The following is a 25,771-nucleotide window of genomic DNA, read 5'->3' as shown; positions in this document are numbered from 1 at the left end:
TATATGAGAAAGATAAGAATATATACCTTTGAGGAGGATCATTGATTTATGTCGAAAATGTATCGGATTGCAATTATTGGTTGCGGAGGCATCGCAAATGGCAAGCATATGCCAAGTTTGCACAAATTACATAATGTTGAAATGGTTGCTTTCTGTGATATCGTATCGGAAAAAGCACATGAAGCTGCCAGTAAATACGGCAAAGGGGAGACGCGTGTTTACGAAGATTACCGCGAGGTCCTAAAGGACCAGTCTATTGATATCGTTCACGTATGTACACCTAATGATTCCCACGCAGAAATTACAATAGCTGCTTTAGAGGCTGGCAAGCATGTCATGTCTGAAAAGCCAATGGCTAAAACTTCGGTTGATGCTCGCCGCATGGTAGAAGCAGCCAAACGTACTGGCAAAAAGCTAACCGTTGGTTACAACAACCGTTTCCGCAGCGATAGCCAACACCTGCACAAATTATGCTCAGAAGGTGAGCTAGGAGAAATTTATTTTGCCAAGGCACATGCGATTCGCCGCCGCGCTGTACCAACATGGGGAGTATTCCTGGACGAAGAAAAGCAAGGCGGAGGCCCGCTGATCGATATTGGGACGCATGCCCTGGATTTGACCTTATGGATGATGAACAACTACGAGCCGAAGGTTGTACTTGGAACTTCGTATCATAAGCTGTCACAACGTGAGAACGCTGCGAACGCTTGGGGACCTTGGGATCCATCCAAGTTTACGGTTGAAGATTCCGCATTTGGTATGATTACAATGAAAAATGGCGCAACGATTATTTTAGAGTCCAGCTGGGCACTGAACACACTTGAAGTTGATGAAGCCAAATGTACACTAAGCGGTACAGAAGGCGGAGCCGATATGAAAAACGGTTTGCGCATTAATGGCGAGAAGCATAGCCGTTTGTATACGACAGAAGTCGAGCTGCAAGCAGGCGGTGTTGCTTTCTATGATGGTGCAGCCGATAGTGCCCCTGATCTGGAAATGCGTCTATGGATTCAAGCCATTGAGAACGATACAGATCCTGTTGTAACACCTGAACAAGCTTGTGTCGTATCTGAAATTTTGGAAGCCATTTATGAATCAGCAAAAACAGGTAAAGCGGTCTATTTCGACTAGGATCGACGATTTCCTGGGAAATAAAATCCTCTTTTCTTCGAGCTGTCTCGAAGGAAGAGGATTTTTGTCGTTATTGTGCTGCTAGTCCAGATAAGGCTGTACAATGTTTCGGATTCTGTTAATCCCTTCCCACATATCGCCGGCACCATCATAGATTAATGAAATGGCTCCTTGATAGTTCGCTTCCGTGAGACGGTCGAGACATTGCTTATATTCGGAAACATCCGGAAACCCTTGATCGTCATAATGTGCTTTGGCATGTGCGGATACAGCATATGGCAGAATGGCTGAAAGTTCATCGTATTTACCGGCACCATGGAAATTTCCAAAGTCAGCAATCAATTGCATGTTGCCGTCCAAAGCTTTCATAATGGCCAGGCAGTTATCCGCAGTGGATGTTAGTTTCTTGAAATTCTCCGTAATAACCTGGACATCTCGTTCGCATCCATACGCATGGAGCTCACGCAAAGCTTCGATAGATCTAGCTAAAGCCATTTCATCCGTGGGCTCACTGTCACCTGCGATTACACGTATGCGCTTAGCACCCGAGCGTGCTGCAACATCAATCCAATGCTGAATAAACCGGATATCGGCTGCTCTTCTGTCTTCGTCAGCGCTGGAAATATCACCATAATCGAGAAGCAAGGTATCGAACACGATTCCGCTTTGTAGGAAGGCATGTTTGAGTTCTTTTAAATAATCAGGTTCTGTGCTTGGAAAATGAAAATGGCCGATTTCCAGCGCGGAAAATCCTTCTTCGGCCAAACGATGAGGCAAATCAAGAAGATGAATGGTTTGCGGTTGGGCAGCCTCGGTTGAGATGATTGTTCGTGCTTCACTGTCCCAATGATGCCAATGAAGAGGACCAAGGTTTCGGTGTAAGCTCCAAGTGCTTAAAGATAAATACGACATCACAGCACGCTCCCTGTAGATTATTGCCCGTCGTGCGATCGGGGAATACGAATCCCCCATAGGCGTATACTTCAAGTTAATCTTCTACTCGGAAAGCGTGATTCCTGCCATAAATGAGAAGGATAGCTGCTAAATTTTCTGGTTCTCCTGCAGCTCCCACTTGCTTCCATGGGGAGAAGGGCAACGAGCTGCAATGAGTTTAGCTTTTATGTCCATTAAGCAGTCGCACCATATGTACGCTTTACTGGCAATGCCATCTGCCATAGACGGCCATTCGATGAAGATGGCGGTTCGACGAATTGCCGGTTCCATGATGGAGCAGACAGAGATGGTTGGAGGCATTGATGTGCTCTGCACGGATTTAATGAGAGCCCTGCCTAATAAAGTAGTCGCCAAAGGAGGAGCCGAGGGCGTATATTGCATAGGGCTGGTGGAGAGCGGGATCGGCATGGCGATCAAAATTGATGACGGCAATTACCGGGCTGCTTATCCGGCAGCAATAGAAACATTAGTTCAACTTGGGATGATCGATCAACAAGAGCAGCAAGAACTTGTGTCATATCGCTATCCGCTAATCCGCAATTGCATTCAAGCTGAAGTCGGACGGATCGAGCCTGTCTTTCGGCTGCCGAACTGCAAGGAGACTGCAGGATGAAATTGCCGTTCCGTTTATCTGCTACGATTAGGCTGAAAATTTTATACGCTCGTCGCTTTGGCTGCGGCAGCCATGATTCTTTTAGCTGTCGTTGTAACGGTAACCATGTACCAAAAGGCAACAATTGACCGTAAGGAAATTCGTCTGCAGCAGTCCAGAATGCTCGGCGATGCTATTAAGGCCACCATGCTTTTCTGGAAGTGGAAGAATCCGACTACACTTATTGGAGAGTGCGTTCTGCTTCATCTCAGGATACTTCACATACGGACCCGTTGTTGCTTCTTAAAGCACATGAAGAATCGCTTGAGGAACATGTATGCTCGCAATTGCGCGTTAGCCATCTAGCTAGTGACGATCGTAAATTGGCGATTTATTTGGCCGGGAATTTGGATGAGAAAGGCTACTTGAGCATTTCGCTGGAAGAAGCGTGCACCAATCTTGGAGCTTCAAGGGAACTGGCGGAATCCGCGCCTGCTGCACTTCAAGCGACAGAACCAACCGGGGTCGGGACGAGAGATATGCGGGAATGCCTGCTGCTGCAAATTCGCAAGGACCCTTCTGCTTGTGTGGGGGCTTACGCTTGTGTAACGGAACACTTAGCTTTGCTTGCGCAAGGAAAGTTTAAGGAAATCGGCAACCGCCTTAAGCTGCCGGAACAACAAACCGTTCAAATCATTGCTTATATCAAGACACTTAATCCTTGGCCCGGTCAAGCTTATCCCTGTTTCCACCACCACCCCTATGTCATTCCGGATGCCTACATTCACAAAGATGAACTTGGTTTCACTATTCATATGAACACCAAATATATGCCGCGCATATCCATGAATTCGGAATATACTCGATTTGTGAAAGAGCGGCAAGAAGAGGCTTCCTTTTATCTCAAAGATAAATTTAAATCGGCTGGTTAGTTGCTGAAAAGTCAGGAACAACGCAATTTTACTCTGCTGCGAGTCATTCAAGTGCTCGTTGATGAGCAAGTGTCATTTCTTATTCGGGGGCCCGAGTATATGAAACCGTTAAATCTAAAAGCAGTATCAGACCGTTTAGGATTGCATGAATCGACGATCAGCAGAGCTGTCCAGAATAAATATATTCAGACGCCATAGGGATTGTATGAATTAAAGTTTTTCTTTTCTTCAGGTCTCCAAACCTTTCAAGGACACACTATTTCTAATCAGATGGTGAAGCATCGCATCAAACAGATATGGTCCTTCTGGAAAGTAAAAAGCACCTTATTCCGATCAACAATTAGCTGAACTGCTCGCTGGAGAAGGCGTTCATATTTCTCGCAGGACAGTTTCCAAATACCGAGAGGAGTTAGGTATTTGACCTCCTCCCTGCGCAAAAATCGAAATTAACAATCTGTCTACGAATGAAAAAAAGAGAGCGCGTCCTCTGCAATCGGGACGCGCTTTCGGTATTGAAATTTTATAATAATTGAAACTCCTTCATTTTATTGTACAAGGTACCTCGAGAGATCCCCAATAGTTTCGCTGTAGCGCTTTTGTTGCCTAGCGTTTTGGCCAACGTTGTTTCAATTAAGGATCGTTCTTCTTCTTCTGAACTCAGCAGTTTTAACATATTGAGTTGATTCTCAGGCTGCGGCTGCTTTATTACAGGTTTATCGAGCTGCGGCTGTTTTTTTTGCAGATGCAAGGGGAGGTGAGACAGAGAAATTTGTTCGTTCTCGCTAAGAATGAGACATCTCTCGACGACACTCATCAACTCGTTGATATTACCAGGCCAATCATAATTGGAGAAAGCCAACATCACCTCAGGATCGAGCTGAGGAATCGGCTTTTGATATTTCAAAGCAAATTGTCTGACAAACGTCTGAACTAATGCATGTATATCTTCTTTTCTCTCGCGAAGCGTCGGTAATGCTATGGAGATTATGCTTAGAGCATAATACAGGTCGGATCGAAAAAGCTGCATGTCGACCATCATCTGTAGATCTTGCTCAGTAGCCGCGATGATACGGGTGCGCAAGGGAATCGGCAAGGTTCCACCGGTTCTAACGATGATTTGCTGCTGGATATATTGCAAAAGCTTGGTCTGGCAATCCATTGGAAGTCGATCAATTTCATTGAGAAATAACGTTCCTTGATCGGCCATTTCCAATTTACCGGCGCTGCCAGTATCATTCCCTGAAAAAGCGCCTCCCTGAAAACCGAATAGCTCGCTCTCCAGTAATCCGCCAGGAATTGACCCGCAATTAATTGTAATAAACGGATGTGCAGTGCGAGGGCTGGCTTGATGAATCACTTGAGCAAGCTGTTCCTTACCAACGCCGGCTTCTCCGAACAACAATAAAGGGTTTTCTGTCCCTGCCACCTTCTTGGCGAGACGTATCACATTGCCGATTAACCTGCTTGTTCCTTTAATATAACAAAAAGGGTCATCGTGTGTTGATTGGTCATCCAGACGAGACCTATGAGATGAATATAATTCATCGTTCAGGCGTACCAACTGGGTGATATCCTGCTCTGTTGCAATTCCCCCGATAATGTCACCGTTCGAATCGATAATGGGGGAGGCGTTAACCAGCACGTGATTGCCGGAACGCGGCTGATGATACGTGTTGCGAATCATTCTGCCCTCATCCAGCATCTTGAGAACCATTAAGGCTTGCGGATCAAAGTGTTCGCCGATCCTTCTTCCTAAAATGTCTTTTTTAAGAATGCCATAGGTTTCTTCGGCAATGGAATTCCAGCAAATTACTGTCCCGCTTGAATCGACAACCGTTACTGCATCCGTTACGGTATCGGCTAATGTGTAGAAGTAGGAGGAGAATTTTTGTTGTTCTTTACAAAGAAATGTAATTATATCTGCTATCAAGCAGTATCCAACTACCGCCCCGTCTTTTTCCTTAAACACAATGGGCCGCTGTGTAGCAGAAGGCAGTTGCATGAACAATTCACAGGCATCAACGGTTGCATCTGGAGTAGGAAGTAGAATAGATAAAAGATTCGTTCTATCCTTCAAGAAATGGATCGCTGCTTCATGTTCTAAAGGCTTAAATAGCCAAAGATCCTCGTTGGTAAACAAGTAGGCATTATTCTCTACTGGAATGCAGACCGCGACACCTTTATATAAGTGTTCAACAATCTCGCCGACCGTCGACTGAAAAGGAAGAGTGTGCAATTGTCGATGAATGGGAAGGTGTTCATAATTGAACATAGGCAACCTCGCGATAATATTTTGGTGAAGTCTCAATAGTGTAAATGTATCACGAAAGGAAATGTGATACAACAGAGCGGCTTTTAAGCATAATTACTCATGATTAGAGTAGAACACTTTTTGTTTATTTAGACATAAAAAGTGTTCAATTAATTATTTTGAACAATAAAATAAAAATATGTGTACAAAATACATTAATTATTGTATTGTAACGAATATGAACAACAAAATTTCTAGAAAGTGATCAGAAATGAGGAAGGAGGTTCGGCTTTGATGGAAGTGCTCATGAGAAATTTGTTTCAAGCTTTAGGGAAGAGCCGCTCTGCTAATAAATTAGCAAAAAGGTACGGCCTGCGCTTTGGTGCCGCACGCTTTGTAGCTGGGGAGACAATTAAACAGTCGATTGCCGTTGTTCGAAAGCTGAATCAATTTGGCCGTGTCGTTACGCTGGATCATCTAGGAGAGTTTATTTCCAGTGAGGAAGAAGCTCTAGCATCGACACAAATGTGTTTGCAAACATTGGAAGCGATTGCAGAAGCAGGCGTACAATCCAATCTTTCTTTAAAAATGACTTCGCTTGGACTGGATATCAGCAAAGATTTGTGTATGTCCAACATGCGGAGAATTTTAAATAAGGCTCAACAATACGGTAATTTTGTGCGGATCGACATGGAGGATTATTCTCATTGTCAAATCTCTCTTGACATATATCAAGAACTTCGGAGGACATACGATAATTTCGGTATTGTCATTCAGGCATACTTATTTCGCACGGAGCAAGATATCCAAGATTTGAACAAGCTCAAATCTAATCTGCGTTTGGTGAAGGGGGCCTATAAGGAATCTCCGAAGGTTGCCTTCGCTGACAAGAAAGATGTTGACGACAATTACAAAAAAATTATCAAGATGCATCTCATGAACGGCAACTATACCGCAGTAGCGAGCCACGATGAGAGCATGATTGAGTTTACAAAGCAAGTTGTTGAAGAAAATGGAATTCCGAAGGATCAATTTGAATTTCAGATGCTTTACGGTATTTGTGAGGATTTGCAAGCTAGGTTGGTTAGCGAAGGTTACAAGGTACGTGTATATGTCCCTTATGGCATTGATTGGTTTGGTTATTTCATGCGGCGCTTAGCCGAACGGCCAGCGAATGTGTGGTTCGTTTTAAAAAATTTGTTTAATTAATCATTTATTCTAAATCGAGAGGGGAAACTTAAATGAGTGCGGTTACAAAAGTAAGTTCATTTGTTAATGAAGCATTTGTGGATTTTAGTGTGGAAGAAAACAGGAAGGCGATGGAGGCTGCTATCGCTAAAGTCAAGGGTGAACTTGGGAAGGATTATCCGCTGCATATCGGTGCTAGGAAGGTTATGACAGAAGCTCGGATCGTTTCCATTAATCCGGGCGATGTGAATCATGTTATCGGCAGCGTCAGCAAAGCAGATCAGGCTCTTGCAGAAGAGGCTATGCAGGCTGCTTTGCAAGCATTTGAATCGTGGAAGAAGGTTCCGGCAAGGGAACGTGCGGAATATTTGTTTAAGGCTGCCGAGCTTATGCGCGAGCGCAAGCACGAATTTTCCGCTGTGATGATTCTGGAAGCAGGGAAAAATTATGCTGAGGCCGATGCCGATACGGCTGAAGCCATCGATTTTATGGAGTTTTATGCCAGAGAAATGATTCGTTTAAGTCACATCAACGAGACGCAGCCTTTGACGAAAGTAGCGGGCGAAGATAATAACCTGACTTATATTCCTCTTGGTGTAGGCGTTGTGATACCGCCGTGGAATTTCCCGCTTGCCATTTGTGTCGGTATGACAACAGCCGCTGTTGTAGCTGGTAACACTGTTCTTCTAAAACCAGCCTCCACAACGCCAGTTATTGCTCACAAGTTCGTAGCTTTAATGGAGGAAGTTGGACTTCCCGAGGGTGTCATTAACTTTATTCCTGGCAGCGGAGCCGAAGTAGGCGATTATTTAACGACACATCCAAAAACTCGCTTTATTAGCTTCACAGGCTCGAAGGAAGTCGGGCTGCGTATTAACAAATTGGCTGCTGACACAGCACAGGGTCAGATTTGGATTAAAAGAATCATTGCCGAGATGGGCGGAAAAGACGGTATTGTCGTTGACGAAACGGCAGATCTTGAGGCAGCCGCCCAAGCAATCGTTGCTTCTGCATTCGGTTTCCAAGGCCAGAAATGTTCTGCTGGTTCACGTGCTTTTATTGTCGAGTCTGTGTATGACGAGGTTATTGAGAAAGTTGCCGAATTAACGAAGCAACTGGCTTCAGGTCTCCCAGAGAATAATTATTACACTGGACCTGTTATTGATCAAAGCTCCTACGACAGAATTCTTCAATACATCGAGATTGGTAAGACAGAAGGCAGACTGCTTACCGGAGGAGGCAAGGCCCCAGGCAACGGCTATTATATCGAGCCGACCGTATTTATTGATGTAGACGGGAGCTCTCGAATTATGCAGGAAGAAATTTTTGGGCCTGTACTCGGGATCAGCAAAGCTAAGAATTGGAAAGAAGCAATTGCTTTGTATAATAATACGGAATTTGGATTAACAGGGGCTTTCTTCTCCTCGAATGAAGAGCGGATTGCGGAAGCGCTGGATACGGTGCATTGTGGCAATCTATACATTAACCGCAAGTGTACAGGGGCTTTAGTCGGTGCCCATCCATTTGGCGGATTCAATATGTCTGGAACCGATTCCAAAGCAGGCGGTCACGATTATTTGCTGCTGTTTACACAAGCTAAATTAACTTCGCGGAAGATTTAGATACTGAAAGAGAGCCCTTTGTAATTACTCCAAAGGGCTCATTTCTTAAATCTTCTATTCGGAAAGGTTAGGTTGAGCATGGGAGATTCAAGAGACTGTGACCAAAAGTAGTCTATTGCCGGAAAATGTGGATGTTCTAACGAGGACACAATTTACAACTGCTTCCATTTAAAAAATCCAATTTGCTTTCCATTCTAAGTTGCTCCATCGCATGATTTCATTATCAGTTACGTTACCATGAATTAGAGCTTTGCACCACAACCAGTAAAAACATGTTAAGAAGAGTGGGAATAAGATTGTAAGAATATAAATATGTAGAAACATCATTAGGTGGATTTTTCTCTTCCGCAACACATCGAGAAACTAGGGGGCATCAGATGACGATAATAATGGGGTTGGCATACTGATCCTTCGCGTCTTATAGAAACGGATGCGGATGCGGATTGAGTTGCCCGGCTGTCAGCGGCTTTTTCGCATATCCAAGCTCCGCCGGCACCCGAAGCGCTCTCTTCAGCCCCGTCAAGCGTTGAAAATGATGTCCGAACGTCATCGGCAGCATTCCCGGAATCAGAACTTTTACGCAATGCAGCCCGTTTCGCAGCGTTTCCGGCGACGACTGATCCACCGCGATCACATCGAGGTTTAAGCGACGAAACACCTCAATCGTGTCCTTCAGATCATCGGTTAGATCCATATGACTTGCTTTACGCTTGAACTCCTCGTCAAACGTTCTGAGCGGACGCTGTCCGTCCAACAGAAATTGCAGCCGTTCCTCTGCTTGCGGCAAACCGTACAACATGGCATGATCCTCCATTTGCCATACGAGAAACGGATCGTCGAGCATTTGCATAAAATGTTCCCGTCCCGCCTCAAATTTCTCTTGCAGGAAGATCAGCCTGCCGGCCAATTCGTGAATGGCGCTTTTCGCGGCCCGTAGCGGATCCAAATGAGCTCCCGCCGCACAGATAAGATTCATCTTCCCGGGGCTGAGGCTTTTCGCGAGCGCCCAAATGCTCGGAATCCCATTCTCCATCGTCATGTTAAACAAATGTACATCGTATCCGGCAACTGCGCGCAGCCTTTCGACCATGAGCTGCAGTTCCTGATCGTTAGCGGAATAGGGGTCCAGGCGCGGGATAGGCAACTGTGCGTACCAAGTCATCAGGAACGAGTCGCGCTCCGCCACTTCCAAAATTCCGTACAAGACGGCTTCCTCCAAGCTTCCGCCTAACGCACACCCGTTGGAGCCTTCCTGGACAAAGCCGCCACCGAATCCCGAGCTGTAATAAGCGAGACTCTCCGGAACAAGGATCGGACACTTCCGCACTAGCGAATAGCCCCATATCCAATCGATCGGGAGGTCGGGATCAAACGGTTCGAACGTGAAATCAGGCTGCGCGTACTGTTCCTTCGAATATAACCCAACCTTGGAGGGGGCGAGCGCATGATCCGCAACACGGTTGTAGCTGTCGTAGACTACGGTCCGTTTGCCGCGGGGGGTTATACCGCAGTGTCGCTCCAATCCTTCCAAGATCGCGGTCAATTCGCTTTCCGCATAAGAAAAGCTGCGGCCTCCCGTTATCTCATCTCCCATCAGAAACGACGGCAGATTGACCCCCACCCCGGCAAACGGCGACACGAGATCAAGCATCTTGGCATTAAAAACGCCGGTCCGGGAATCCATATAGTCTTTGGCCAAATGTTGTTTCAGGTCGTCTATCGGACGGCAGCGGTAACTGTCGGTGCTTATCTTCGGTCTCGGTTTGAGCGAAATGTTGGCCGCCGCCGATGAATCGTCGGGCAAGCGGCCGCACACCGGACAAAGCGGATCAGGCAGAATGAAGTGGAGCGAGCTATTCAGAGTTTTCAGGTTAACGATATACATATGCTCTTCCGTATGGGCTCGGCTGCCCCGCAGCACTCGCTGCATCTCGGCAATCAGCAAGTGAGCTACATGCCAAAGTCCTGCTGGCGAAGATCTTACGGTACGTTGTATTTCCCCAGGCGACGCAGTGAAACGCCGATTATCCGCACACTGAGAGCATCCCGGCACACCCGGACGAATCAAAGGCCCGACTATGCCCTCCTCCATTGAAATAAAGCCCCGCAGCCACGGGATGCCGGCCTGCTGCAGCGCCTCTTCAGCCTCGAAGTATCCGGAGGAAGGCCAGTCATCGTGCAGCACGACAATCAATTTCGCAGCTTTCGGAATGTCTGAAGTGAAATCTGTCTGTCGAACGACCTGATAACGGTCCGATAGTTTTCCGCATACGAAGTCGGCCAACAAACCTACTCCGACAACTGATATAAGAGCATTCACGCAGATCACCTCATCTCGCAGCAATGTGCCCCGATTCGTTTCGGCGGGTTTCTCCGCTAATCTCCCCGAGGCTGAAGAGAAGGAACTGTCGGTCGGCAGCCCTCATATAAGCTAAGTCAATTTTTCCCTAATATCACGCTTTCCTTAAGATGATTTCATTATATATTAGTGATGACTAGTATATGCTTGTATTGGACAAGGTGCTTTCAATTTTTCATCCGAAAATATCTAAAGAGAACAATATATATGAGTTTTCAGAGATGTGGATGTTCCCATCAAAAAGGCTCCTTAAGCGGGCACTTCACTATATTGGCTGCAGGGGCTTTCCTAAATGTATAAGACATGAGGGACAAATAACTGTACATAAGATTACTAGTGAAGAGTTGGGGCAGATTGGGAATTACGGAGGAGGAATAAAATGACAAATTCGAACCGTTCGATGCGACCGAAGATGAAAAGAGATACGTTTTTTCTCCATAATCCAAACAGCAGTGTGGATTTTCAAAACAATGATAGTTCGTTCGAAATGTTGTATCGTAATGGCTTTGTTCAGGATGTGAGTCAAGACACTTCACATCAATTGCCGGAAGGGGTTCTCAAAGAGTATGCTTCTCAAATTGAATTTTTGGACAATTTCGGTAATTCGGGTGCTTACCGGTTTCAGTCCTATCGTCAGGCCAAAGTACTGTCGGTCGGCTCTGGTTCATTTTTGATCTCGGTCATTTCTGCGCTGCTTGTATCCGGAATGCCCAAGCTTCACGTGCTAGTCTCTGGCACAGAGCCGACTGATCGGAAACAGATATTAGAACTGGCGGCACATGCCCGTAAAACGGACCCCGAGGTGACAATAGAGGAAGTTACCCTGCTTAAGGAAGGGGGTAGTAGTTGGCGGGAGGCTGTGAGGCCTTTTGATTCAATTTTGTTTGTGTCACAGGAGGGTGATATCGAGGAACTGCGGGTTCTTCACGCGGTTTGCAGGGAGGAGAAGAAGGTGTTTCTTCCCGCAGTGTGTCTGCAGCAGGTGGGTCTGGCGGGTCCGCTAGTGCATCCGGACTTTGAGGGATGCTGGGAGTCAGTGTGGCGCAGATTTCACCAATCTGCGATTTATAAAACCCCTCAGCTGAACACCTTTTCTTCCACAGCGGGAGCGATGTTAGCGAATGTGATCGTGTTTGAATTATTAAAAAAGATTACGGGAGCGAACGATGTGGAACAAAGTAATCAATTCTTCCTGCTTAATCTGGAGACATTGGAAGGAAAATGGCATTCGTTCATGCCCCATCCGCTTGTGACCGGACGTACCGCAGCTGAATGGATTCACGATTTCGATCTGCAGCTCGAACGGAGATCAAGCAAAAGTGAGAACGGATTGCTTCCTTACTTCAGCCGGTTGACATCGGCCGAATCAGGGATTTTCCATATTTGGGAGGAAGGAGACTTAAAGCAGCTACCGCTCTCTCAGTGTCGTGTTCAGGCAGTCGATCCGCTATCGGAAGGACCGGCTGTGCTTCTGCCAGACATTGTTTGTACAGATCTGACGCATGAGGGAGCGAGGCGGGAAGCAGGGCTGGTCGGGATTGAAGCGTATGTGTCGCGAATGGTCAGCCTGCTCGCTTCGACGCTTCTATCCTATCAGGAATCAGAGTGCAACAGGATAGACCCGCAGGAATTTATCGGCGTTGGAGCGGGAGAAACGGTTGCGGAAGGCATTGGCCGAGGGTTGCAAAGGAGTTTGGCCGAGGTACTGGGCAAGCGACAGGCATGTCAGTTGCCTTCTGTCTTTCGAGTACAGTTGTCAGCAATAGAAGATAAACACTGCCAGTTTTATTTGCAGGCTCTGACGACGATGAAGGGAGCACCAATGATTGGTTTGGGAGAGGAAGTTTCCGGATTCCCTGTGATGTGGGTCGGTACAAGTGATCGTTGGTATGGCGGTGTAGGCTTGAATGTGACCCTGGCGTTGCGGGATGCTTTGCAACAGGCTTTGTTGGAGGCACAAAACCAACCAGCTTGCCTCATATCGCAAGTGTTGGAGGTATCGTCCGTGCGTCTAGCTGAACAGTTGCCGCTAATCTTAGAGATCCCTTCATGTGAAGTGACGTTAAAATCGGATGTTCTGCAGTCCGCCTTGCAGGTCTTGGAACGGAACCATAAGTGCCTCTTGGTCTTGGATCTGGCAGTAGAACCGTTTTTGAAAGAGGAAATGGCAGGAGTGTTTGGGGTGTTGCTGCGAGAGAGGGTATCCCGGTAGCGCTGTCGTTATGATTGTGGGAGATGGGGTGTTAGCGGACTGCGTATACGAGGAACTTTCAGACGTTGTACGCCAGATCAATTTCGAGGCAGGTGTACCTGAAGCGGTGAATTTTGCGCTGGTGCTGCACGATGAGTGAACTGCGACTTCTTTCAGAAATCGGAATGGTTTGGATGGAGCACATGAGAGCCCCGTTTCACGCGTCTCACTGCACGGTTATTTGTATAACGTTGATGGCATTCGGGACGGCGCGTACCAGTATGAAAGCACTGCTCATACATCCGTTCCTCGGATTTGATGCCAGTTTGAGTGATGAGATCTACAAGATGACTTAGCAAGGAATAACGAGTCTGATCCAAATTCCAGTTGGTTTTTTCTGATTGTGTTGGTTTAAGGAATTACCATACATGTTGCTGTTTGTGAATTGGTATTATCTTGATCCGCTCATGCAGTGCCGGGTTAAATACCTTTTCATAACACCCGGAAAAAATAACAGCAAATACCCCCTATGTGTCCACGCATTATTTTTAAATTTGAATCTTATATATGAAGCCTCCACAGCCACTCATCTCATATTTCACCCTTCATTTACCATGAAAAAGTCACCCTAAGATTAAGATTAAGGATGACTTTTTTATGATAAGAACAACGAGAAAAAACGGCCCGTATTTTATTTCGCGGCCGTTTTTCTCTTTGTTCTTTGTGTTGGATTAAGGAATTACCATACAAAAGCTGATGTGATGATAACCAAAAGAATAAAAAGAACCAAAATAGCTGCTGTGCTAGTACCGATACCATAACCTGCACAACTTCCACCATAACCTACTGCTCCCATGTTTACTCATTCCCCTCTGGTGATTTATCACTACGGTATAAAATATGTTCGTTAAATAGTATTTGCTTGGACGTATGAACCAAATTGAGTGTTGGAATAGCCGGCATTCGTAAAAAAGAATTCGGATCGTCCCTGCAGCTGAGTGACGGCAGCTATGTTGGTGTTTGAGAATTGGTATTATTTTGATCCGCTAATGCAGTGCCGGGTTAGATACCTTTTCATAACACTCGGAAAAAATAACCGCAAATTCCCCCTATGTGTCCACGCATTATTTTTAAATTTGAATCTTATATATGAAGCCTCCACAGCACCCATCTTATATTTCACCCTTCATTTACCATAAAAAAAGTCACCCTGAGATTAAGATCAAGGGTGACTTTTTTTATGATAAGAACAAAGAGAAAAAACGGCCCGTATTTTATTTCGCGGCCGTTTTTCTCTTTGTTCTTTGTGTTGGATTAAGAAATTACCATACAAAAGCTGATGTGATGATAACCAAAAGAATAAAAAGAACCAAAATAGCTGCTGTACTAGTACCGATACCATAACCTGCACAACTTCCACCATAACCTACTGCTCCCATGTTTACTCATTCCCCTCTGGTGATTAATCACTACAGTATAAAATATGTTCGTTAAATAGTGGTTGCTTGGACGTTTGAACCAAATTGTTTCAATTCATTTCTGAGCAGTCCTCTTCAAAGAACCGGATGATGCAATTCACTTATATCATAGGTAGATTATTCCGAAGATCATTTTACTTCATCCGATGATAGGAGAAGTATGAACTGATTTCTCTCGTATTGCTTTATTTGATTTTAGAGAGTGTACTAAGTCATGAAGATTGTGTTATTGAAAATTATCAAGAGGCTGCAATTATCGTAAATTACAAACTAATTGTTATTTAGACCAAATACAATTGGAATTAAAGCGTTTACAATAAATCGTGTAATGAATTACATGACGTATGGGGGTAAGGGATATGAATAAAAAATTCAGTGTTATAGCCAGTTCTCTCGTTGTTTTCTCGATGGCATTAACGGCGTGCGGTGCGAAAACGTCAAGCGATTCCAGCGCGACGCAAACTCCCAGTCCGACTGCAACAGCTGCAGCAACAGCAGCGGCGACTCCTGCGGCAGGCAATGCAAATGCGGAATCATTTACCCTGAAAGTGGGTGCTTGGTTCCTTGACGATCTTCCGCAAAGCAAGGACTTCGAGGCTGCAGCTGAGAAAAAATTTAAAGAAAAATATCCGAATGCCAAAGTGGAATGGGACATTCTCGTCAGCGAGAAATATTTCGAGAAAATGAAAGCCGAACTGGCGATTGGTGTGGGCGACGACGTTATTTTCAACCAAAATGTTCCCGAACTCGCTAAAGCGGGTTACCTGGCCGATCTTTCGGATCAGCCTTGGGTGAAAGATACGCTTGACGCCACTAAACCTACCATCACGTATCAAGGAAAGGTTTACGGCGCCGCACAGACCGTTGCTACTTTTGGTATGTTCTATAACAAAAAAATGTTTGCCGATCTGGGGATACAGCCTCCGGCGAACTGGAAGGATTTCATTGCTGCTAACGAGAAGATTAAGGCGAAGGGGATCACACCAATAGTAGGTGGTTTTAAAGATCAATGGACGCTGCAGTATTTGCTCAGCGGCTTGACGGAAATCTCCAGTCAAAATCCGAAATTGGAGGCAGACTTTTACAGCGGTAAAGCCAAGTTGAACGGACCGGAGCTGCAGGGCGCCCTGAACAAATTAGGAGAGCTTGCGGGTAAGGGCTACTTCAATAAGAGCGCGCTCACCATCGATTGGCCGCAAACGCAAATCGAATTCGCTTCCGGAAAAGCGGCGATGATTTATCAAGGCAACTGGATGCCGGGTGTGGCGCAGCAAACGTTTAAAGACAAAGGCTTTACCCCGTTTGAAGTCGGATTTTTCCCGATCGCTGATGAGAACGGTAAAGTGCTGATGGGCGTCGGTCCGGACCACAGCGTATCCGTTATGCGAAATCGAAGCATCTGCAGGCGGCAAAAGACTTCCTGGCTTTGACGCTATCGCAGGAAGTGCTCTCCGTGAACCTGAAAGACATCGCTTTCGCCGGTATAAAAGGTATTAATGCGACCTATGCCCAGCCGGCCATGACTGATATTAGCAATGCGCTGCAAAAACAGCCTTCTGCCCTGCACGAGCTCGTATACGGTACTACCTTCCCAAAATCCTCGCTGGATACCTTGGTTCGTGCGGCCCAGAAAGTCATTTCCGGCTCCAAAGCGGACGGCGACCTTGATGAAGCTCAGAAAAATTACGATAAGGATAAATCAACACTGATTATGCCGTAGGCAATAGGTAAGGCTAGCGTATAAAAAATTCAGGCCAATTGCGGACAATGTACGATCACGCCCAATTGGCCTGTTATTCGGGTGGGCTTATGAAAACTAGACGAAGTTCGTATCTTCACGCCATTACTTTTATTATCTCGATCTGGCGACGATATCCGCACAGTGTTTCATCCGAATCGTACGGAGTATGAAATTCGTTTTGATGATTTGCCGACCGCTAGATTATATTTGACCGTTACACAGGCGGAAGATTGGGGGGCTGCAGCGAGACTGTCCATTTACAATAGCAGCCCAATAGAAGCGCTCACGATCCGCTTCCAGTTTGTCTATGGCGGTATGGCGTTTTGTGAAAGGACGATAACAGCCAAATACTTTACTGCGGACATGGAGGATACGACTGACAATACGGCAGCGGGGCTGAAGTCGGAAGCTTGACGTTGCGGTATGCTGACGGCGGGATGTCTCTAGTTCCGCTTATCGTAGGCAAGCAGATCGATACGCTGTTTTCTCATTTTGCGGAGGAGACCATTCCTGTCAAAATAGAAACGGATGTTTTCCACAGGACTACCTTAAAGTGTTCCGGATGGCTTGCTGTCCCAACCGGTTATTGCATGATTTTACGATTGAAGTGAATGTACCCGATGTACATGTTGGCATACTAGCCGTTCAAATAACGGAATAGCGGTTCTTCTTTGAACATGGTTGTCTTTTTCATGAGTACACCTCTATCTGGAACTATTGTCGAGGATTAAAGGAGTACTCGATTTGATCCGGAAGAGGTGGTTCTTTTATTCAGGTCGTGATGTTCAATTAGGGGTCACCGTAAACCCTCGAATAGAGATCACCGAAGATTCCCTCTGAAACTGAAAGGAAAACAACTCTGCCTTTATTATGAGGCATGAGCTACAAACTTAAGTTAACATATTAATTTAACTAGATTAAAATCTAATAGAATAGAATTTGGATGCAAATTTTGTCAATGAGGACAGTAAATATGACGCCACACAATCTCTGGATTAATCCAAGATTAAACATGCTTGTCTAGTAAGTGCAGCTATTTCAACATCTTGCTTATTTCACAACGGGGCCAACTTTTGGCTGCACGGCCGTTTCCGCGATAAAATAATTATGCAGCTCAGAAAGCTTTCTAGGATCAGTAAGCGGCACTTTATTAGTGAGATAGTGTTCAACAACTAGTTCCCATTGTGGCACAACTTGTTGAGAACACATGGCTCTAACGGCATTTTTCACAATTCTGCGTTCTTTGGCGTTGGAGTAAACGTCTTTGAACTGCTGCTTTTGCTCGAAATCTAAGCTGGCAAAGATAGCGCGGAACACTTCGGCTGTCATGATGGCATCGTCCAATGCCCTATGAGCTGAACCGGTAGGTGTAATACCTAGATCGAGTAAAGCGGCTTCCACACTCATATCATTTTTTATATTTTTATATCGGACAAAGCCCTTTAATAAATCGAAATAGTCAACGGCCATCCAATAAGAATCATCAAGCTTATGCATGCGTGTATCAAACACGATGCGCTTCAAATCTTCCCCACCCCAAGTAACGAGTATAAAGGGCTCACGTTCACGCAACCAGTGCGAGAAATCGGCAATGACCTTTTGGAAGCCGTTGGCTTGATCAATCGCTTCCTGCTCAATACCGGTTTTCTTTTTTATAAAGCTATTCAGTTTAGAAAAGTAAACAGGCTTAATCAAAGAGGAGAATTCATCGGTTTGCTCTAAAGAGGCATTCAACCTCACGGCTCCAATTTCTATGACCTCCATCGGTAAATCACTGGCAAACTTACGGCCGTTAAATTCAATATCCAAAATAATGTAATCCATTTATGAAAATCCCCTATCTATTGTCGCTTCTTTTATTTTAACAGAAATAGGTATGAAATGGGCTGTTAATAAGAGGAAGCATGAAAATGGCGTTATGATTGGACTTTCCCCCATATTTTCAAGACGCAACCCCAAGTTGCTGCAAGTCGGTTGGTGATACATTAGAGCTATGAAGGATGGACCGAGGTCATCCAAAAGAAAGGAAGATGCAAGCGGATGCAAGCTTATGCCAAAAAGGTTTGGGAGCAAATGAAGATGGATCACAGCGGTGATCGGGGAATGGATATGAATAAATGGGACTGGGTTCCCGGTGTAGGCGTTATAGCGATGTTGGATTATCATCAAGCTACTCAATATCCCCAAGTGCTCACATTTCTCATTGAATGGGTAGAGCGGAATAAGGAAAAAGCAGCAGACACCAAGGTGATTAATTCGATGGCTCCTTATGCGATATTTCCTGCCTTGTATCAATTGACGGGGGAGGAGTGGTATAAGGAAGAGGCAGTGCGAGTTGCGGAATGGTTATTGACAGAAGCGCCACGCACGCGGGAGCAAGCTTTCGAACATACGGTAACAGAAGATGTTATATTCCCTGAGCAAGTGTGGGCTGACACCGTGTTCATGGCTGTATTATTCTTGGCTCGCACAGCCTCACAGTTAGGTAATATTCGCTATGCAGAGGAAGCCTTGCAGCAGGTGCTGATTCATCTGCGATTGCTCCAGGACGACCAGAGCGGTGTATTGTTTCATGGATGGGACTGTGGATCTCGCAACCATATGTCATCTGCTCGCTGGACAAGAGCGAATGCATGGATAGCTGCCGGAATACCGATGATTGTAGAAGAAATTTCGCAACTTATGCCAATTCCAGTTGAGCTCAAAGACAGATACAGCAAGCTAATGGCTGGTCTGGTTGATTTTCAACAAAAAGACGGCTTATGGAGCACGGTTATGGATCAAACCGATTATTATCGGGAGATTTCTGGAAGTGCGGGTATTGGGTATGGGCTCAAGAAAGCGATGGAAACAGGCTTGATTGAGCCTCTTTCTGCCTATCAAGCAGCATCGGATAGGGTGACAGAAGCGGTACTGCCGTTCATACGAGATAATGGCATTGTCGAGGGGGTTTCTGGCGGAACTCCAGTTATGCCCAGCATTGAAGCCTACAATGAAATTCCTACGTACCCAACGCTATACGGACAAGGTTTGGTTCTCATGCTGTTGTCCCATGCTTTGCGCAGAAACGAAGAGCAACAGGCTATCCCGGAATAATCGGGTAGCCTTTTTTTCGTTTATGAGTCTCCTGACGAAATTGCCTTGGGGTGAATCCTGTTTCTCTTTTGAACATATGGAAGAAATGAGACATGTCATTAAATCCGGTATGACCGGCGACTTCGGTAATGGTGAGGTCTGTCTCTGTTAGCATATGCTTCGCTCTATTCAATCGATACTCAATCAGAAATTGCATGATCGTACAGCCAGTTGTTTTCTTGAATAGGTCAAATAAACGGGAACGTGAAATGGGAAAACGTTCTAGAAAGTAATCAATCTGCATGTCTTCTTGATAATGGGTTATCAAGTACGCAAGCACGTCCCCTATAATTTGCTCATCCTCTGTTTTGGTATTTCTGGCTGTAAGCGGGTTATTCGCTAGCTCGATCACGTTGAGAAAAAAATCAGCAAGACAGCCTATTATCTTTAGTTCATAGTTGGTCTCCCGGGAATGAAGCAGCAGTGCTAAGCCCTCCAGCAGGGTTTCAAGACGATGAAGCTGTTGAACGGATAGGAAAAAATGGCTTGAATCCGTATTAGACACGGTCAGCAGATCTCCGATTCGAAGGGCTGATGAGCGGCATATCGCATTTATTTGTGTCAAATAAGATTCATCGATAGCTAAGACGTATCTGCTGAAAAGCGGACGATCTTCTGAGTAGGGGCGATGAATGACATGGGGCCGAATGACAGTTAATGTACCGGCATGCAAAGGATACAAACGATCGCCAACGATGTAAAAACCTGATCCCTGTAAGCATAAATAAAACTCATACCCATGATGAGAATGAAGCAAGCGCTGTCCAAGCGGGGAGGTGCGATGCTCACAGTGTATCGGATACTCGGCCAGAAAATGATTGGTAAACATATCTAACATATAAGCGGCTGTATGGTCCACTTCACTTTTTTTCACAAAAGAAGCCTCCTAACTTGGAAAAGAAGCCGTTCTTAATGATAATGTAGGCAACTGGATTCGTTGGTTTTGTAATGTCGGCTTGGTCAATCTCCTTTTTATTATACATCAATCAGATGCCAAACACGGAGTAAGATAGGTTCAATCCTCTAAATTCAATCTGGCTGTTGGGAGCGGGTGAAGGAAGTTGTCTGGAGATTAGTCCATTTCCATCCTATATTCTGGAAAATATTTTTCCTATAGGCATAAAGATAAGGTAAAATGACAGTACAGAAAAGGAGTCGATGCCCATGAAGCTATATTTTCGAGATAATTTCTTTAATGCAGGACGAACAGATATCTTAAATGAAAGTAACGAACGGATCGGAGAGGTGGATTTACGAAGCTCCTTCGGCTCGGCTCTGGATGTATTGGATAAGAAAGGCAGTCCATTGTATAGTGGCAAATTTCCGATGCTTTCCAACAAGTGGAATGTCACAGGACCTACGGGAGAAGAATGTGGCCTGCTGCGATATCGACTATCTTTCATGTCCAAACGGTATGAATATGAAGCTTATGGCAGAGGTGTATATGAAATTACTTCTCCGGCCTTTTCGCGGGAATATGAAATTCGAGATGAACGTGGTCAGTTGTCCGCTTCTTTTGAGAGAGTGAATGGTTGGTTTTCCGCTTCCGCTTACTGTTTAGTCAACCATTCCAGTGATGTGGACAGCTATGAGTGGATTTCTGTCATACTAGGCATGCATGCGATTCAGAAAAGGCATGAACAACAGCCGCATTAGTGTGCAAACGCTAGCTATGTTGCCGTTTAATCGGCTATTTATAGTAAAAATTAATTTTGCGGGATCTTGCGGTCTCGCTTTTCCTATTTTTTGGAACAATTCACTTTATATAAGACATTATGATCTTATGAATGAATGGACATGCGGGCAATTGGGAAATCAATTTACCCTCAATGTTTTTTAAGTCCGCTCGAACGAATTATCGTACAATATCAAAATAAATGAGACATTCATCGGCTATCTCTTGCTGTTTTGCTGCTGATAGTATGGACTTGTAAACTTGGCAAAACAGAAGGGGAGGAACGAATATGACAGCAAGCATGCTTGGTGAGGGCAGCTTACTTTATGTTTGGGAGGATGAGCAAAATGAATAAACGAATATTTTCAAAGCTGTTAGTCTTTTTATTGCTAGGGAATATGCTGCTGGGCATGGTAGATCTGGCGAGCTCCGCTGCCATTGCTGCGGCTGCTCCGGTCAATCATACCTATTACGTAGATTCTACAGGCGGGAATGATGCCAACAACGGCTTGAATGAAGGTCAAGCATGGAAAACGCTGGATAAAGTCAATGCGATGCATTACGAGCCGGGCGATTTGATTCAATTCAAAGCAGGGGGAATCTGGACAGGTCAATTATGGCCGAGGGGCTCCGGCGCACCGGGCGCTCCGATTAAGATAGGCAAGTACGGCAGCAGTGCAAGTAAACCGCTCATCGATGGCGGAGGAACCGTGGAGAACGTGGTTTATTTAAGCAATCAGCAGCATTGGGAAATTTCCGAGCTTGAAATTACCAATCAAGCCGCTGAGGAAGGTGTCAGAAGAGGGGTCTACGTATTTGCGGACAACGCCGGTATTTTGAGCCACATCTACTTGACGAATTTGTACATTCACGATGTGCGAGGCGATAATTCGTTCACCGGCACAGGGAAAGGCACAGGAGGCATTTATTTTTATGTCAATCGAGATAAATCGAAAGCGCTTTCTGAACTGACGCAAACTAGATTCGATGACATATTACTGGAAAACAACACCATAGAAAGGGTAGGAAGATCCGGAATTTCCATGTTGACGGAGTGGCAAAAGGATAGTTTCAAATACTGGTCTACCGGCGTCATGGTCCGCAATAATCGGCTCAGCTACATCGACGGGGATGGCATCATCCTGATCGGCATGGAACAGCCAGTCATGGAGTATAACGTAATTTCCAATGCCAACTATGTATGCGGACCGAACCAGAGTAGACCGGGCTATAACGGGGGATGGGCCGTAGGCATGTTTCCCTTCTTCAGCGAAGGTACAAAAATGCAGTACAACGAAGTCTACGCTACGCGTTCTACGCAGGACGGCCAAGCGTTCGATATTGACGGCAACAACAATAATGCGCTCATGCAGTATAACTACAGCCACGATAATGAAGGCGGGTTCGCCCTTGTCATGGTCGACAACTATGCCAAAGGCTCAAGAACAACAAATGCCACCATCCGCTACAACATTAGTCAAAACGATAAAAACAGGGTGTTCTCGATCAGCAACGTTAGTAATGTGAAGGTATATAACAATACGATCTATGTAGGATCGGAATTGGATACGATGATCTGGTGGCATAAGCCTGCGGGAACCGGGTCCGATCCGAACGGACAGTCTATTGTTGTTCCCGCAGTGGATAATATTGCCTATAACAACAACCTGATCTACAATTTGGGCAGCGGCGGGTACACGGTCAATAACGGCACCAACATTTCATTTTCTAATAACTGGTATTACGGCAATCACCCGCAAAGCGAACCTGCAGAGAACGGTAAGGCATTTCGGCAAACCGATCCAAAGCTCGTGAATCCGGGTTCGGGTGGAACAGTGACGGACCTTGTGTACCGCAGCGACATTTTACCGGGTTATAAATTGCAGAATACGTCTCCATTAATTGATGCAGGAGTCCGAATCGGCGGACTGGATTACATTGGACTAAAGGATTTTTGGGGCGGCCCTGCTCTCGTAGGATCTCAGCCGGATATTGGTGCTCACGAGTTCCAGGGGACACGTTCGTTTGAACCGCAATTTGGTGCTTTGTTCAGCTATGGTGCTGAGGAAGGCATCAGTGATGACACCGCACTGAAAAATACGTTGGATGACGGAGTCGTTTCGGCTATTGCGGTTGAGGTATCCGATTATCATCTGGAAACAAGTTCTGTGGCCAGCAATATGGCTCTAACTCGTTGAAGTATTCGGGAACTCTCAGTTCGGCTTCTAATGTCAACAAGAAGGTGGCTTTTAAAATTTTCGAAAACTTGAATATTCCGATTACGGCGGCAACGAATTTCAGTTATTGGATCAATCCGTCCGATGCCAACGGGAAATACGCCTCTGTCGATTTCACCTATCGGAGAAGCGATGGGACTACAGGCACATTCATCAACACGGGGATAAAAGATATGAATGGGTCCTCCACACACCCTAATACGGGTCATATCAAAACCTCGGATCCGAGCTATTCGCTTCCGCTTAACCAGTGGACGCAGGTTGCCATGAATATAGGGGGGAACGCTTCGTTAGTCGGCAAAACAATTATCAAAATGACGATTAAATTTGATACCACCGCCAGTTATAACGCCCAAGGAAGTTTCTCGGGCTATATCGACGATATCCGGATTACGAATCAAGCTGTTGCGGCAGCAGCGCCGACGGCATCGAATATTAGCCTGATCGGCTCTAGTAACGGCGCTGTATTTGCCGGAAGCCAGTTAACAGGCAGTTACACATATGCGGATGCTAACGGCGAACCCGAGTTCGGCAGCGTGTTCGAATGGCTGAGCGCACCGACGGCGGGAGGCACCTATACAACCGTTAGCGGGGCAACCTATGCCTCGTTCACCCCAACTGCGTCGCTGATCGGCAAGTATATCAAGTTCAAAGTTACGCCAAAAAATGTGTATGATCTTGGTACCGGAACTCCGGTAGAAAGCGCTCCAATTCAGATCAAGGGGTTTGACGGTACGACGAGTTTTGAAGCCGGTGACTTCCCGGCTATCGTCAACACGGTTGACGGTAATGGCGGCAGGAAAATGAGCGTCACGAACGAGAAAGCGGAGATCAGCTCGACGGTGGCCAAATCCGGTACGCAGTCCTTCGCGGTTTCGGGAACCGCAAATATAAGATCACTCCCTACCGATGGTACGTATGTAGACTTTTTAACGTTTAATGCAAGCATCCCGATTACAGCGGATACCAAATTAAGCTACTGGATCTATCCGACCAACGAGATTTCCAGATACATCGGAATCGACTTCTCCGCCAGCGGCAGTTCGCTTAGAGATTCGGGAGCGGTGGACAAAACGGGAGCGGGCATGCATCCAAACAAAGCGCATAAACCTACCGGCGGAAAAGATATTCCGCTCAATGAATGGACACAAATTGTCAGCGACATCGGTTCATATCCGAATTTAAGAGGGAAAACGATTGAAACGATCAAGATCAAGTTCGATAATCCGGGTGCTGTCGGAAATTTCCTAACCTATTTCGACGATATTGAGATCACGGATGGAGCGCTGCAAGAGCAGGCGCCAACGGCTCATACCGTTGCCGTCACCGGTGATGCTTCAGTAGGAGCGACACTGGGTGGAGACTATGTGTACCGTGACGCCTTCGGCAAGCCGGAGAAAGGAAGCTCCTATAAATGGCTTCGCGGAAATACAGTAAACGGAGCCTTTACCGAAATTCCGGGAGCTACTGGCAAAACCTATACGCTCACGGCAGCCGAAGTAGGTAAATACGTAAAATTCGAGGTTACGCCTATAAATAATGCCGCCACATCGTCGGTTGGCAGTCCAAAGCAAAGCTCTACCGCTATCGGTCCTGTGATCGGCTCTAATTTACCGCCGACTGCTCCTATAGCGTCCGAAGCCGGAATTTCAGGCAGCAAGCTGGTCGGAAGTTTGGTAACCGGCAGCTATACTTATCTGGATCCGAATGGCGACTTGGAATCTGGAAGCAGCTACAGATGGCTCAGATCAGACTCTGAGAATGGCATTTACACGGCCATTGCGAATGCAACGGAAACTACTTACATGCTTACAAACGAGGATACAGACAAATATTTGAAATTTGAAGTAACACCTAGGACCGATGTTGCGCCTGAAACGGGAGCGCCCGTACTCAGCAATTCTTTCGGACCCGTAGCCCAGTCCGTTCAAGTGACGGCATCATTTGTGGCCGGCAACGGATCTGTGGCAACACAGCTTATGCCTAACCAATTGTTGACGGGGAACGCGGTTATCGTCAATCAGAATACATTGGCCGCTGATGTTTTGATCATCGTGGCTTTGTACGACAGCAGTGGTTCTATGGTCAACGTGTCGTTCTCGCAAAAAAGCATAGCGCCAGGAACCAGTGAAGCACTTAGTGCCGGATTTAAGCTTCCAAGCTCGACTGCCGGATACCGGGTAAAGCTGTTTGCAGCTGGGGGCACAAGTATTTATTCGCCGTTGATCCCGTTATCAAACGTTTTTGAGCTCCGTTAGGTTATTTGAATTCAGTGTTAGCGGTTT

At 45.8% G+C, this 25,771-nt stretch carries 24 protein-coding genes and 1 pseudogene; 18 read left to right on the top strand and 7 right to left on the bottom strand.

All coding sequences use genetic code 11. From position 1 onward, the window contains the following. The first annotated feature begins 48 nt into the window (after nucleotides 1-48). Nucleotides 49-1,131, top strand: a complete 1,083-nt coding sequence (locus FU659_RS10015) for a Gfo/Idh/MocA family protein (protein WP_147947455.1) — start codon at nucleotides 49-51, stop codon at nucleotides 1,129-1,131. Nucleotides 1,132-1,212: 81 nt separating this feature from the next. Here FU659_RS10015 and FU659_RS10010 read toward each other — a convergent pair whose 3' ends face one another. Next, nucleotides 1,213-2,043 carry a sugar phosphate isomerase/epimerase family protein gene (locus FU659_RS10010; RefSeq protein ID WP_147947454.1) on the bottom strand — a complete coding sequence of 277 codons (831 nt, stop codon included), beginning with the start codon at nucleotides 2,041-2,043 and terminating at the stop codon, nucleotides 1,213-1,215. 193 nt (nucleotides 2,044-2,236) lie between these two features. On the opposite strand from FU659_RS10010, the gene FU659_RS10005 reads away from it, so the two are divergent. The 4 genes and pseudogenes from FU659_RS10005 to FU659_RS38760 all read left to right on the top strand — a co-directional run. Further along, nucleotides 2,237-2,698 (top strand): asparaginase, encoded by a 462-nt coding sequence (locus FU659_RS10005; RefSeq protein ID WP_147947453.1) that lies wholly within the window; start codon nucleotides 2,237-2,239, stop codon nucleotides 2,696-2,698. Nucleotides 2,699-2,898: 200 nt separating this feature from the next. Next, nucleotides 2,899-3,609, top strand: coding sequence for an RNA polymerase factor sigma-54 (locus FU659_RS10000; RefSeq protein ID WP_222708521.1), 711 nt, complete (start codon nucleotides 2,899-2,901; stop codon nucleotides 3,607-3,609). Further along, entirely contained in the window at nucleotides 3,610-3,807 is a 198-nt protein-coding gene (locus tag FU659_RS38765) for an RNA polymerase factor sigma-54 (protein WP_147947451.1), read from the top strand. 130 nt (nucleotides 3,808-3,937) lie between these two features. Next, a pseudogene (locus FU659_RS38760) lies at nucleotides 3,938-4,030 on the top strand (RNA polymerase factor sigma-54); the annotation flags it as partial. A 99-nt stretch (nucleotides 4,031-4,129) separates the two neighbouring features. On the opposite strand, the gene FU659_RS09985 reads toward FU659_RS38760, so the two are convergent. Then, a complete protein-coding gene (locus tag FU659_RS09985) occupies nucleotides 4,130-5,881 on the bottom strand; it encodes a sigma-54 interaction domain-containing protein (RefSeq protein WP_147947450.1) in 1,752 nt (583 codons plus the stop codon). A 273-nt stretch (nucleotides 5,882-6,154) separates the two neighbouring features. Between FU659_RS09985 and FU659_RS09980 the strand changes: the two genes are divergently transcribed. Both FU659_RS09980 and pruA read left to right on the top strand, forming a co-directional pair. Next, a complete protein-coding gene (locus FU659_RS09980; protein ID WP_147947508.1) occupies nucleotides 6,155-7,069 on the top strand; it encodes a proline dehydrogenase family protein in 915 nt (304 codons plus the stop codon). Nucleotides 7,070-7,101: 32 nt separating this feature from the next. Beyond that, entirely contained in the window at nucleotides 7,102-8,670 is a 1,569-nt protein-coding gene (gene pruA / locus FU659_RS09975) for an L-glutamate gamma-semialdehyde dehydrogenase (RefSeq protein WP_147947449.1), read from the top strand. Nucleotides 8,671-9,088: 418 nt separating this feature from the next. Here pruA and FU659_RS09970 read toward each other — a convergent pair whose 3' ends face one another. Beyond that, nucleotides 9,089-10,990, bottom strand: a complete 1,902-nt coding sequence (locus tag FU659_RS09970; RefSeq protein WP_147947448.1) for a TOMM precursor leader peptide-binding protein — start codon at nucleotides 10,988-10,990, stop codon at nucleotides 9,089-9,091. 418 nt (nucleotides 10,991-11,408) lie between these two features. On the opposite strand from FU659_RS09970, the gene FU659_RS09965 reads away from it, so the two are divergent. From FU659_RS09965 to FU659_RS09960, 3 genes are read left to right on the top strand one after another with little or no spacing between them, the layout of a single operon-like run. Beyond that, nucleotides 11,409-13,241, top strand: a complete 1,833-nt coding sequence (locus tag FU659_RS09965; protein ID WP_147947447.1) for a putative thiazole-containing bacteriocin maturation protein — start codon at nucleotides 11,409-11,411, stop codon at nucleotides 13,239-13,241. A gap of 10 nt (nucleotides 13,242-13,251) precedes the next feature. Further along, a complete protein-coding gene (locus tag FU659_RS36985) occupies nucleotides 13,252-13,380 on the top strand; it encodes a hypothetical protein (RefSeq protein WP_261807733.1) in 129 nt (42 codons plus the stop codon). Then, nucleotides 13,373-13,576 carry a hypothetical protein gene (locus tag FU659_RS09960; protein ID WP_261807729.1) on the top strand — a complete coding sequence of 68 codons (204 nt, stop codon included), beginning with the start codon at nucleotides 13,373-13,375 and terminating at the stop codon, nucleotides 13,574-13,576. The genes FU659_RS36985 and FU659_RS09960 overlap by 8 nt, the downstream gene beginning before the upstream one ends. A 383-nt stretch (nucleotides 13,577-13,959) precedes the next feature. Here the strand turns inward: FU659_RS09960 and FU659_RS09955 are convergent, their stop codons facing one another. Continuing rightward, nucleotides 13,960-14,076 carry a hypothetical protein gene (locus tag FU659_RS09955; protein WP_147947446.1) on the bottom strand — a complete coding sequence of 39 codons (117 nt, stop codon included), beginning with the start codon at nucleotides 14,074-14,076 and terminating at the stop codon, nucleotides 13,960-13,962. A 466-nt stretch (nucleotides 14,077-14,542) separates the two neighbouring features. Further along, nucleotides 14,543-14,659 (bottom strand): hypothetical protein, encoded by a 117-nt coding sequence (locus FU659_RS09950; protein ID WP_147947446.1) that lies wholly within the window; start codon nucleotides 14,657-14,659, stop codon nucleotides 14,543-14,545. A 398-nt stretch (nucleotides 14,660-15,057) separates the two neighbouring features. Here FU659_RS09950 and FU659_RS09945 point away from each other — a divergent pair, with 398 nt between their 5' ends. The 4 genes from FU659_RS09945 (at nucleotide 15,058) to FU659_RS09930 (ending at nucleotide 17,050) form a co-directional block, all read left to right on the top strand. Next, nucleotides 15,058-16,128, top strand: a complete 1,071-nt coding sequence (locus tag FU659_RS09945) for an ABC transporter substrate-binding protein (protein ID WP_187274049.1) — start codon at nucleotides 15,058-15,060, stop codon at nucleotides 16,126-16,128. Next, nucleotides 16,125-16,418: a hypothetical protein gene (locus FU659_RS09940; protein ID WP_187274048.1), complete on the top strand. Its 294-nt coding sequence runs from the start codon at nucleotides 16,125-16,127 to the stop codon at nucleotides 16,416-16,418. Before FU659_RS09945 ends, FU659_RS09940 begins: the two co-directional genes overlap by 4 nt. A gap of 162 nt (nucleotides 16,419-16,580) precedes the next feature. Beyond that, nucleotides 16,581-16,853 (top strand): hypothetical protein, encoded by a 273-nt coding sequence (locus tag FU659_RS09935; RefSeq protein WP_147947443.1) that lies wholly within the window; start codon nucleotides 16,581-16,583, stop codon nucleotides 16,851-16,853. Further along, the gene (locus FU659_RS09930; protein WP_187274047.1) at nucleotides 16,850-17,050 is read left to right on the top strand and encodes a hypothetical protein; all 201 of its coding nucleotides are present in this window, start codon (nucleotides 16,850-16,852) and stop codon (nucleotides 17,048-17,050) included. Before FU659_RS09935 ends, FU659_RS09930 begins: the two co-directional genes overlap by 4 nt. A gap of 439 nt (nucleotides 17,051-17,489) precedes the next feature. On the opposite strand, the gene FU659_RS09925 is transcribed toward FU659_RS09930, so the two are convergent. After that, nucleotides 17,490-18,263 (bottom strand): 3'-5' exonuclease, encoded by a 774-nt coding sequence (locus FU659_RS09925; protein ID WP_147947441.1) that lies wholly within the window; start codon nucleotides 18,261-18,263, stop codon nucleotides 17,490-17,492. Nucleotides 18,264-18,479: 216 nt separating this feature from the next. On the opposite strand from FU659_RS09925, the gene FU659_RS09920 reads away from it, so the two are divergent. After that, nucleotides 18,480-19,535, top strand: a complete 1,056-nt coding sequence (locus tag FU659_RS09920; RefSeq protein WP_147947440.1) for a glycoside hydrolase family 88/105 protein — start codon at nucleotides 18,480-18,482, stop codon at nucleotides 19,533-19,535. On the opposite strand, the gene FU659_RS09915 is transcribed toward FU659_RS09920, so the two are convergent. Then, on the bottom strand, nucleotides 19,522-20,448 hold the full coding sequence (locus FU659_RS09915; protein WP_147947439.1) for an AraC family transcriptional regulator: 927 nt from the start codon (nucleotides 20,446-20,448) through the stop codon (nucleotides 19,522-19,524). The genes FU659_RS09920 and FU659_RS09915 overlap by 14 nt on opposite strands. Before the next feature lie 290 nt (nucleotides 20,449-20,738). Here FU659_RS09915 and FU659_RS09910 point away from each other — a divergent pair, with 290 nt between their 5' ends. The 3 genes from FU659_RS09910 (at nucleotide 20,739) to FU659_RS09900 (ending at nucleotide 25,744) form a co-directional block, all read left to right on the top strand. Then, nucleotides 20,739-21,230, top strand: coding sequence for an LURP-one-related family protein (locus FU659_RS09910; RefSeq protein ID WP_147947438.1), 492 nt, complete (start codon nucleotides 20,739-20,741; stop codon nucleotides 21,228-21,230). A 366-nt stretch (nucleotides 21,231-21,596) separates the two neighbouring features. After that, nucleotides 21,597-23,447, top strand: a complete 1,851-nt coding sequence (locus FU659_RS09905) for a right-handed parallel beta-helix repeat-containing protein (protein ID WP_187274046.1) — start codon at nucleotides 21,597-21,599, stop codon at nucleotides 23,445-23,447. Between the two features lie 68 nt (nucleotides 23,448-23,515). Continuing rightward, nucleotides 23,516-25,744 (top strand): hypothetical protein, encoded by a 2,229-nt coding sequence (locus tag FU659_RS09900; protein ID WP_222708520.1) that lies wholly within the window; start codon nucleotides 23,516-23,518, stop codon nucleotides 25,742-25,744. The last annotated feature ends 27 nt before the right edge of the window (nucleotides 25,745-25,771 follow it).

The sequence above is a fragment of the Paenibacillus sp. N3.4 genome (assembly GCF_008017805.1).
Lineage (GTDB): Bacteria > Bacillota > Bacilli > Paenibacillales > NBRC-103111 > Paenibacillus_E.
The sequence above is the reverse complement of the archived record's forward strand: the minus strand, read 5'-3'. Positions and strand labels throughout refer to the sequence as shown.

Coding starts and splice junctions, on each gene's coding strand:
- FU659_RS10015 (WP_147947455.1), top strand. CDS start 49: ATGTCGAAAATGTATCGGATTGCAATTATTGGTTGCGGAGGCATCGCA.
- FU659_RS10010 (WP_147947454.1), bottom strand. CDS start 2,043: ATGTCGTATTTATCTTTAAGCACTTGGAGCTTACACCGAAACCTTGGT.
- FU659_RS10005 (WP_147947453.1), top strand. CDS start 2,237: ATGAGTTTAGCTTTTATGTCCATTAAGCAGTCGCACCATATGTACGCT.
- FU659_RS09985 (WP_147947450.1), bottom strand. CDS start 5,881: ATGTTCAATTATGAACACCTTCCCATTCATCGACAATTGCACACTCTT.
- FU659_RS09980 (WP_147947508.1), top strand. CDS start 6,155: ATGGAAGTGCTCATGAGAAATTTGTTTCAAGCTTTAGGGAAGAGCCGC.
- pruA (WP_147947449.1), top strand. CDS start 7,102: ATGAGTGCGGTTACAAAAGTAAGTTCATTTGTTAATGAAGCATTTGTG.
- FU659_RS09965 (WP_147947447.1), top strand. CDS start 11,409: ATGACAAATTCGAACCGTTCGATGCGACCGAAGATGAAAAGAGATACG.
- FU659_RS36985 (WP_261807733.1), top strand. CDS start 13,252: ATGATTGTGGGAGATGGGGTGTTAGCGGACTGCGTATACGAGGAACTT.
- FU659_RS09960 (WP_261807729.1), top strand. CDS start 13,373: ATGAGTGAACTGCGACTTCTTTCAGAAATCGGAATGGTTTGGATGGAG.
- FU659_RS09955 (WP_147947446.1), bottom strand. CDS start 14,076: ATGGGAGCAGTAGGTTATGGTGGAAGTTGTGCAGGTTATGGTATCGGT.
- FU659_RS09950 (WP_147947446.1), bottom strand. CDS start 14,659: ATGGGAGCAGTAGGTTATGGTGGAAGTTGTGCAGGTTATGGTATCGGT.
- FU659_RS09945 (WP_187274049.1), top strand. CDS start 15,058: ATGAATAAAAAATTCAGTGTTATAGCCAGTTCTCTCGTTGTTTTCTCG.
- FU659_RS09925 (WP_147947441.1), bottom strand. CDS start 18,263: ATGGATTACATTATTTTGGATATTGAATTTAACGGCCGTAAGTTTGCC.
- FU659_RS09920 (WP_147947440.1), top strand. CDS start 18,480: ATGCAAGCTTATGCCAAAAAGGTTTGGGAGCAAATGAAGATGGATCAC.
- FU659_RS09910 (WP_147947438.1), top strand. CDS start 20,739: ATGAAGCTATATTTTCGAGATAATTTCTTTAATGCAGGACGAACAGAT.
- FU659_RS09905 (WP_187274046.1), top strand. CDS start 21,597: ATGAATAAACGAATATTTTCAAAGCTGTTAGTCTTTTTATTGCTAGGG.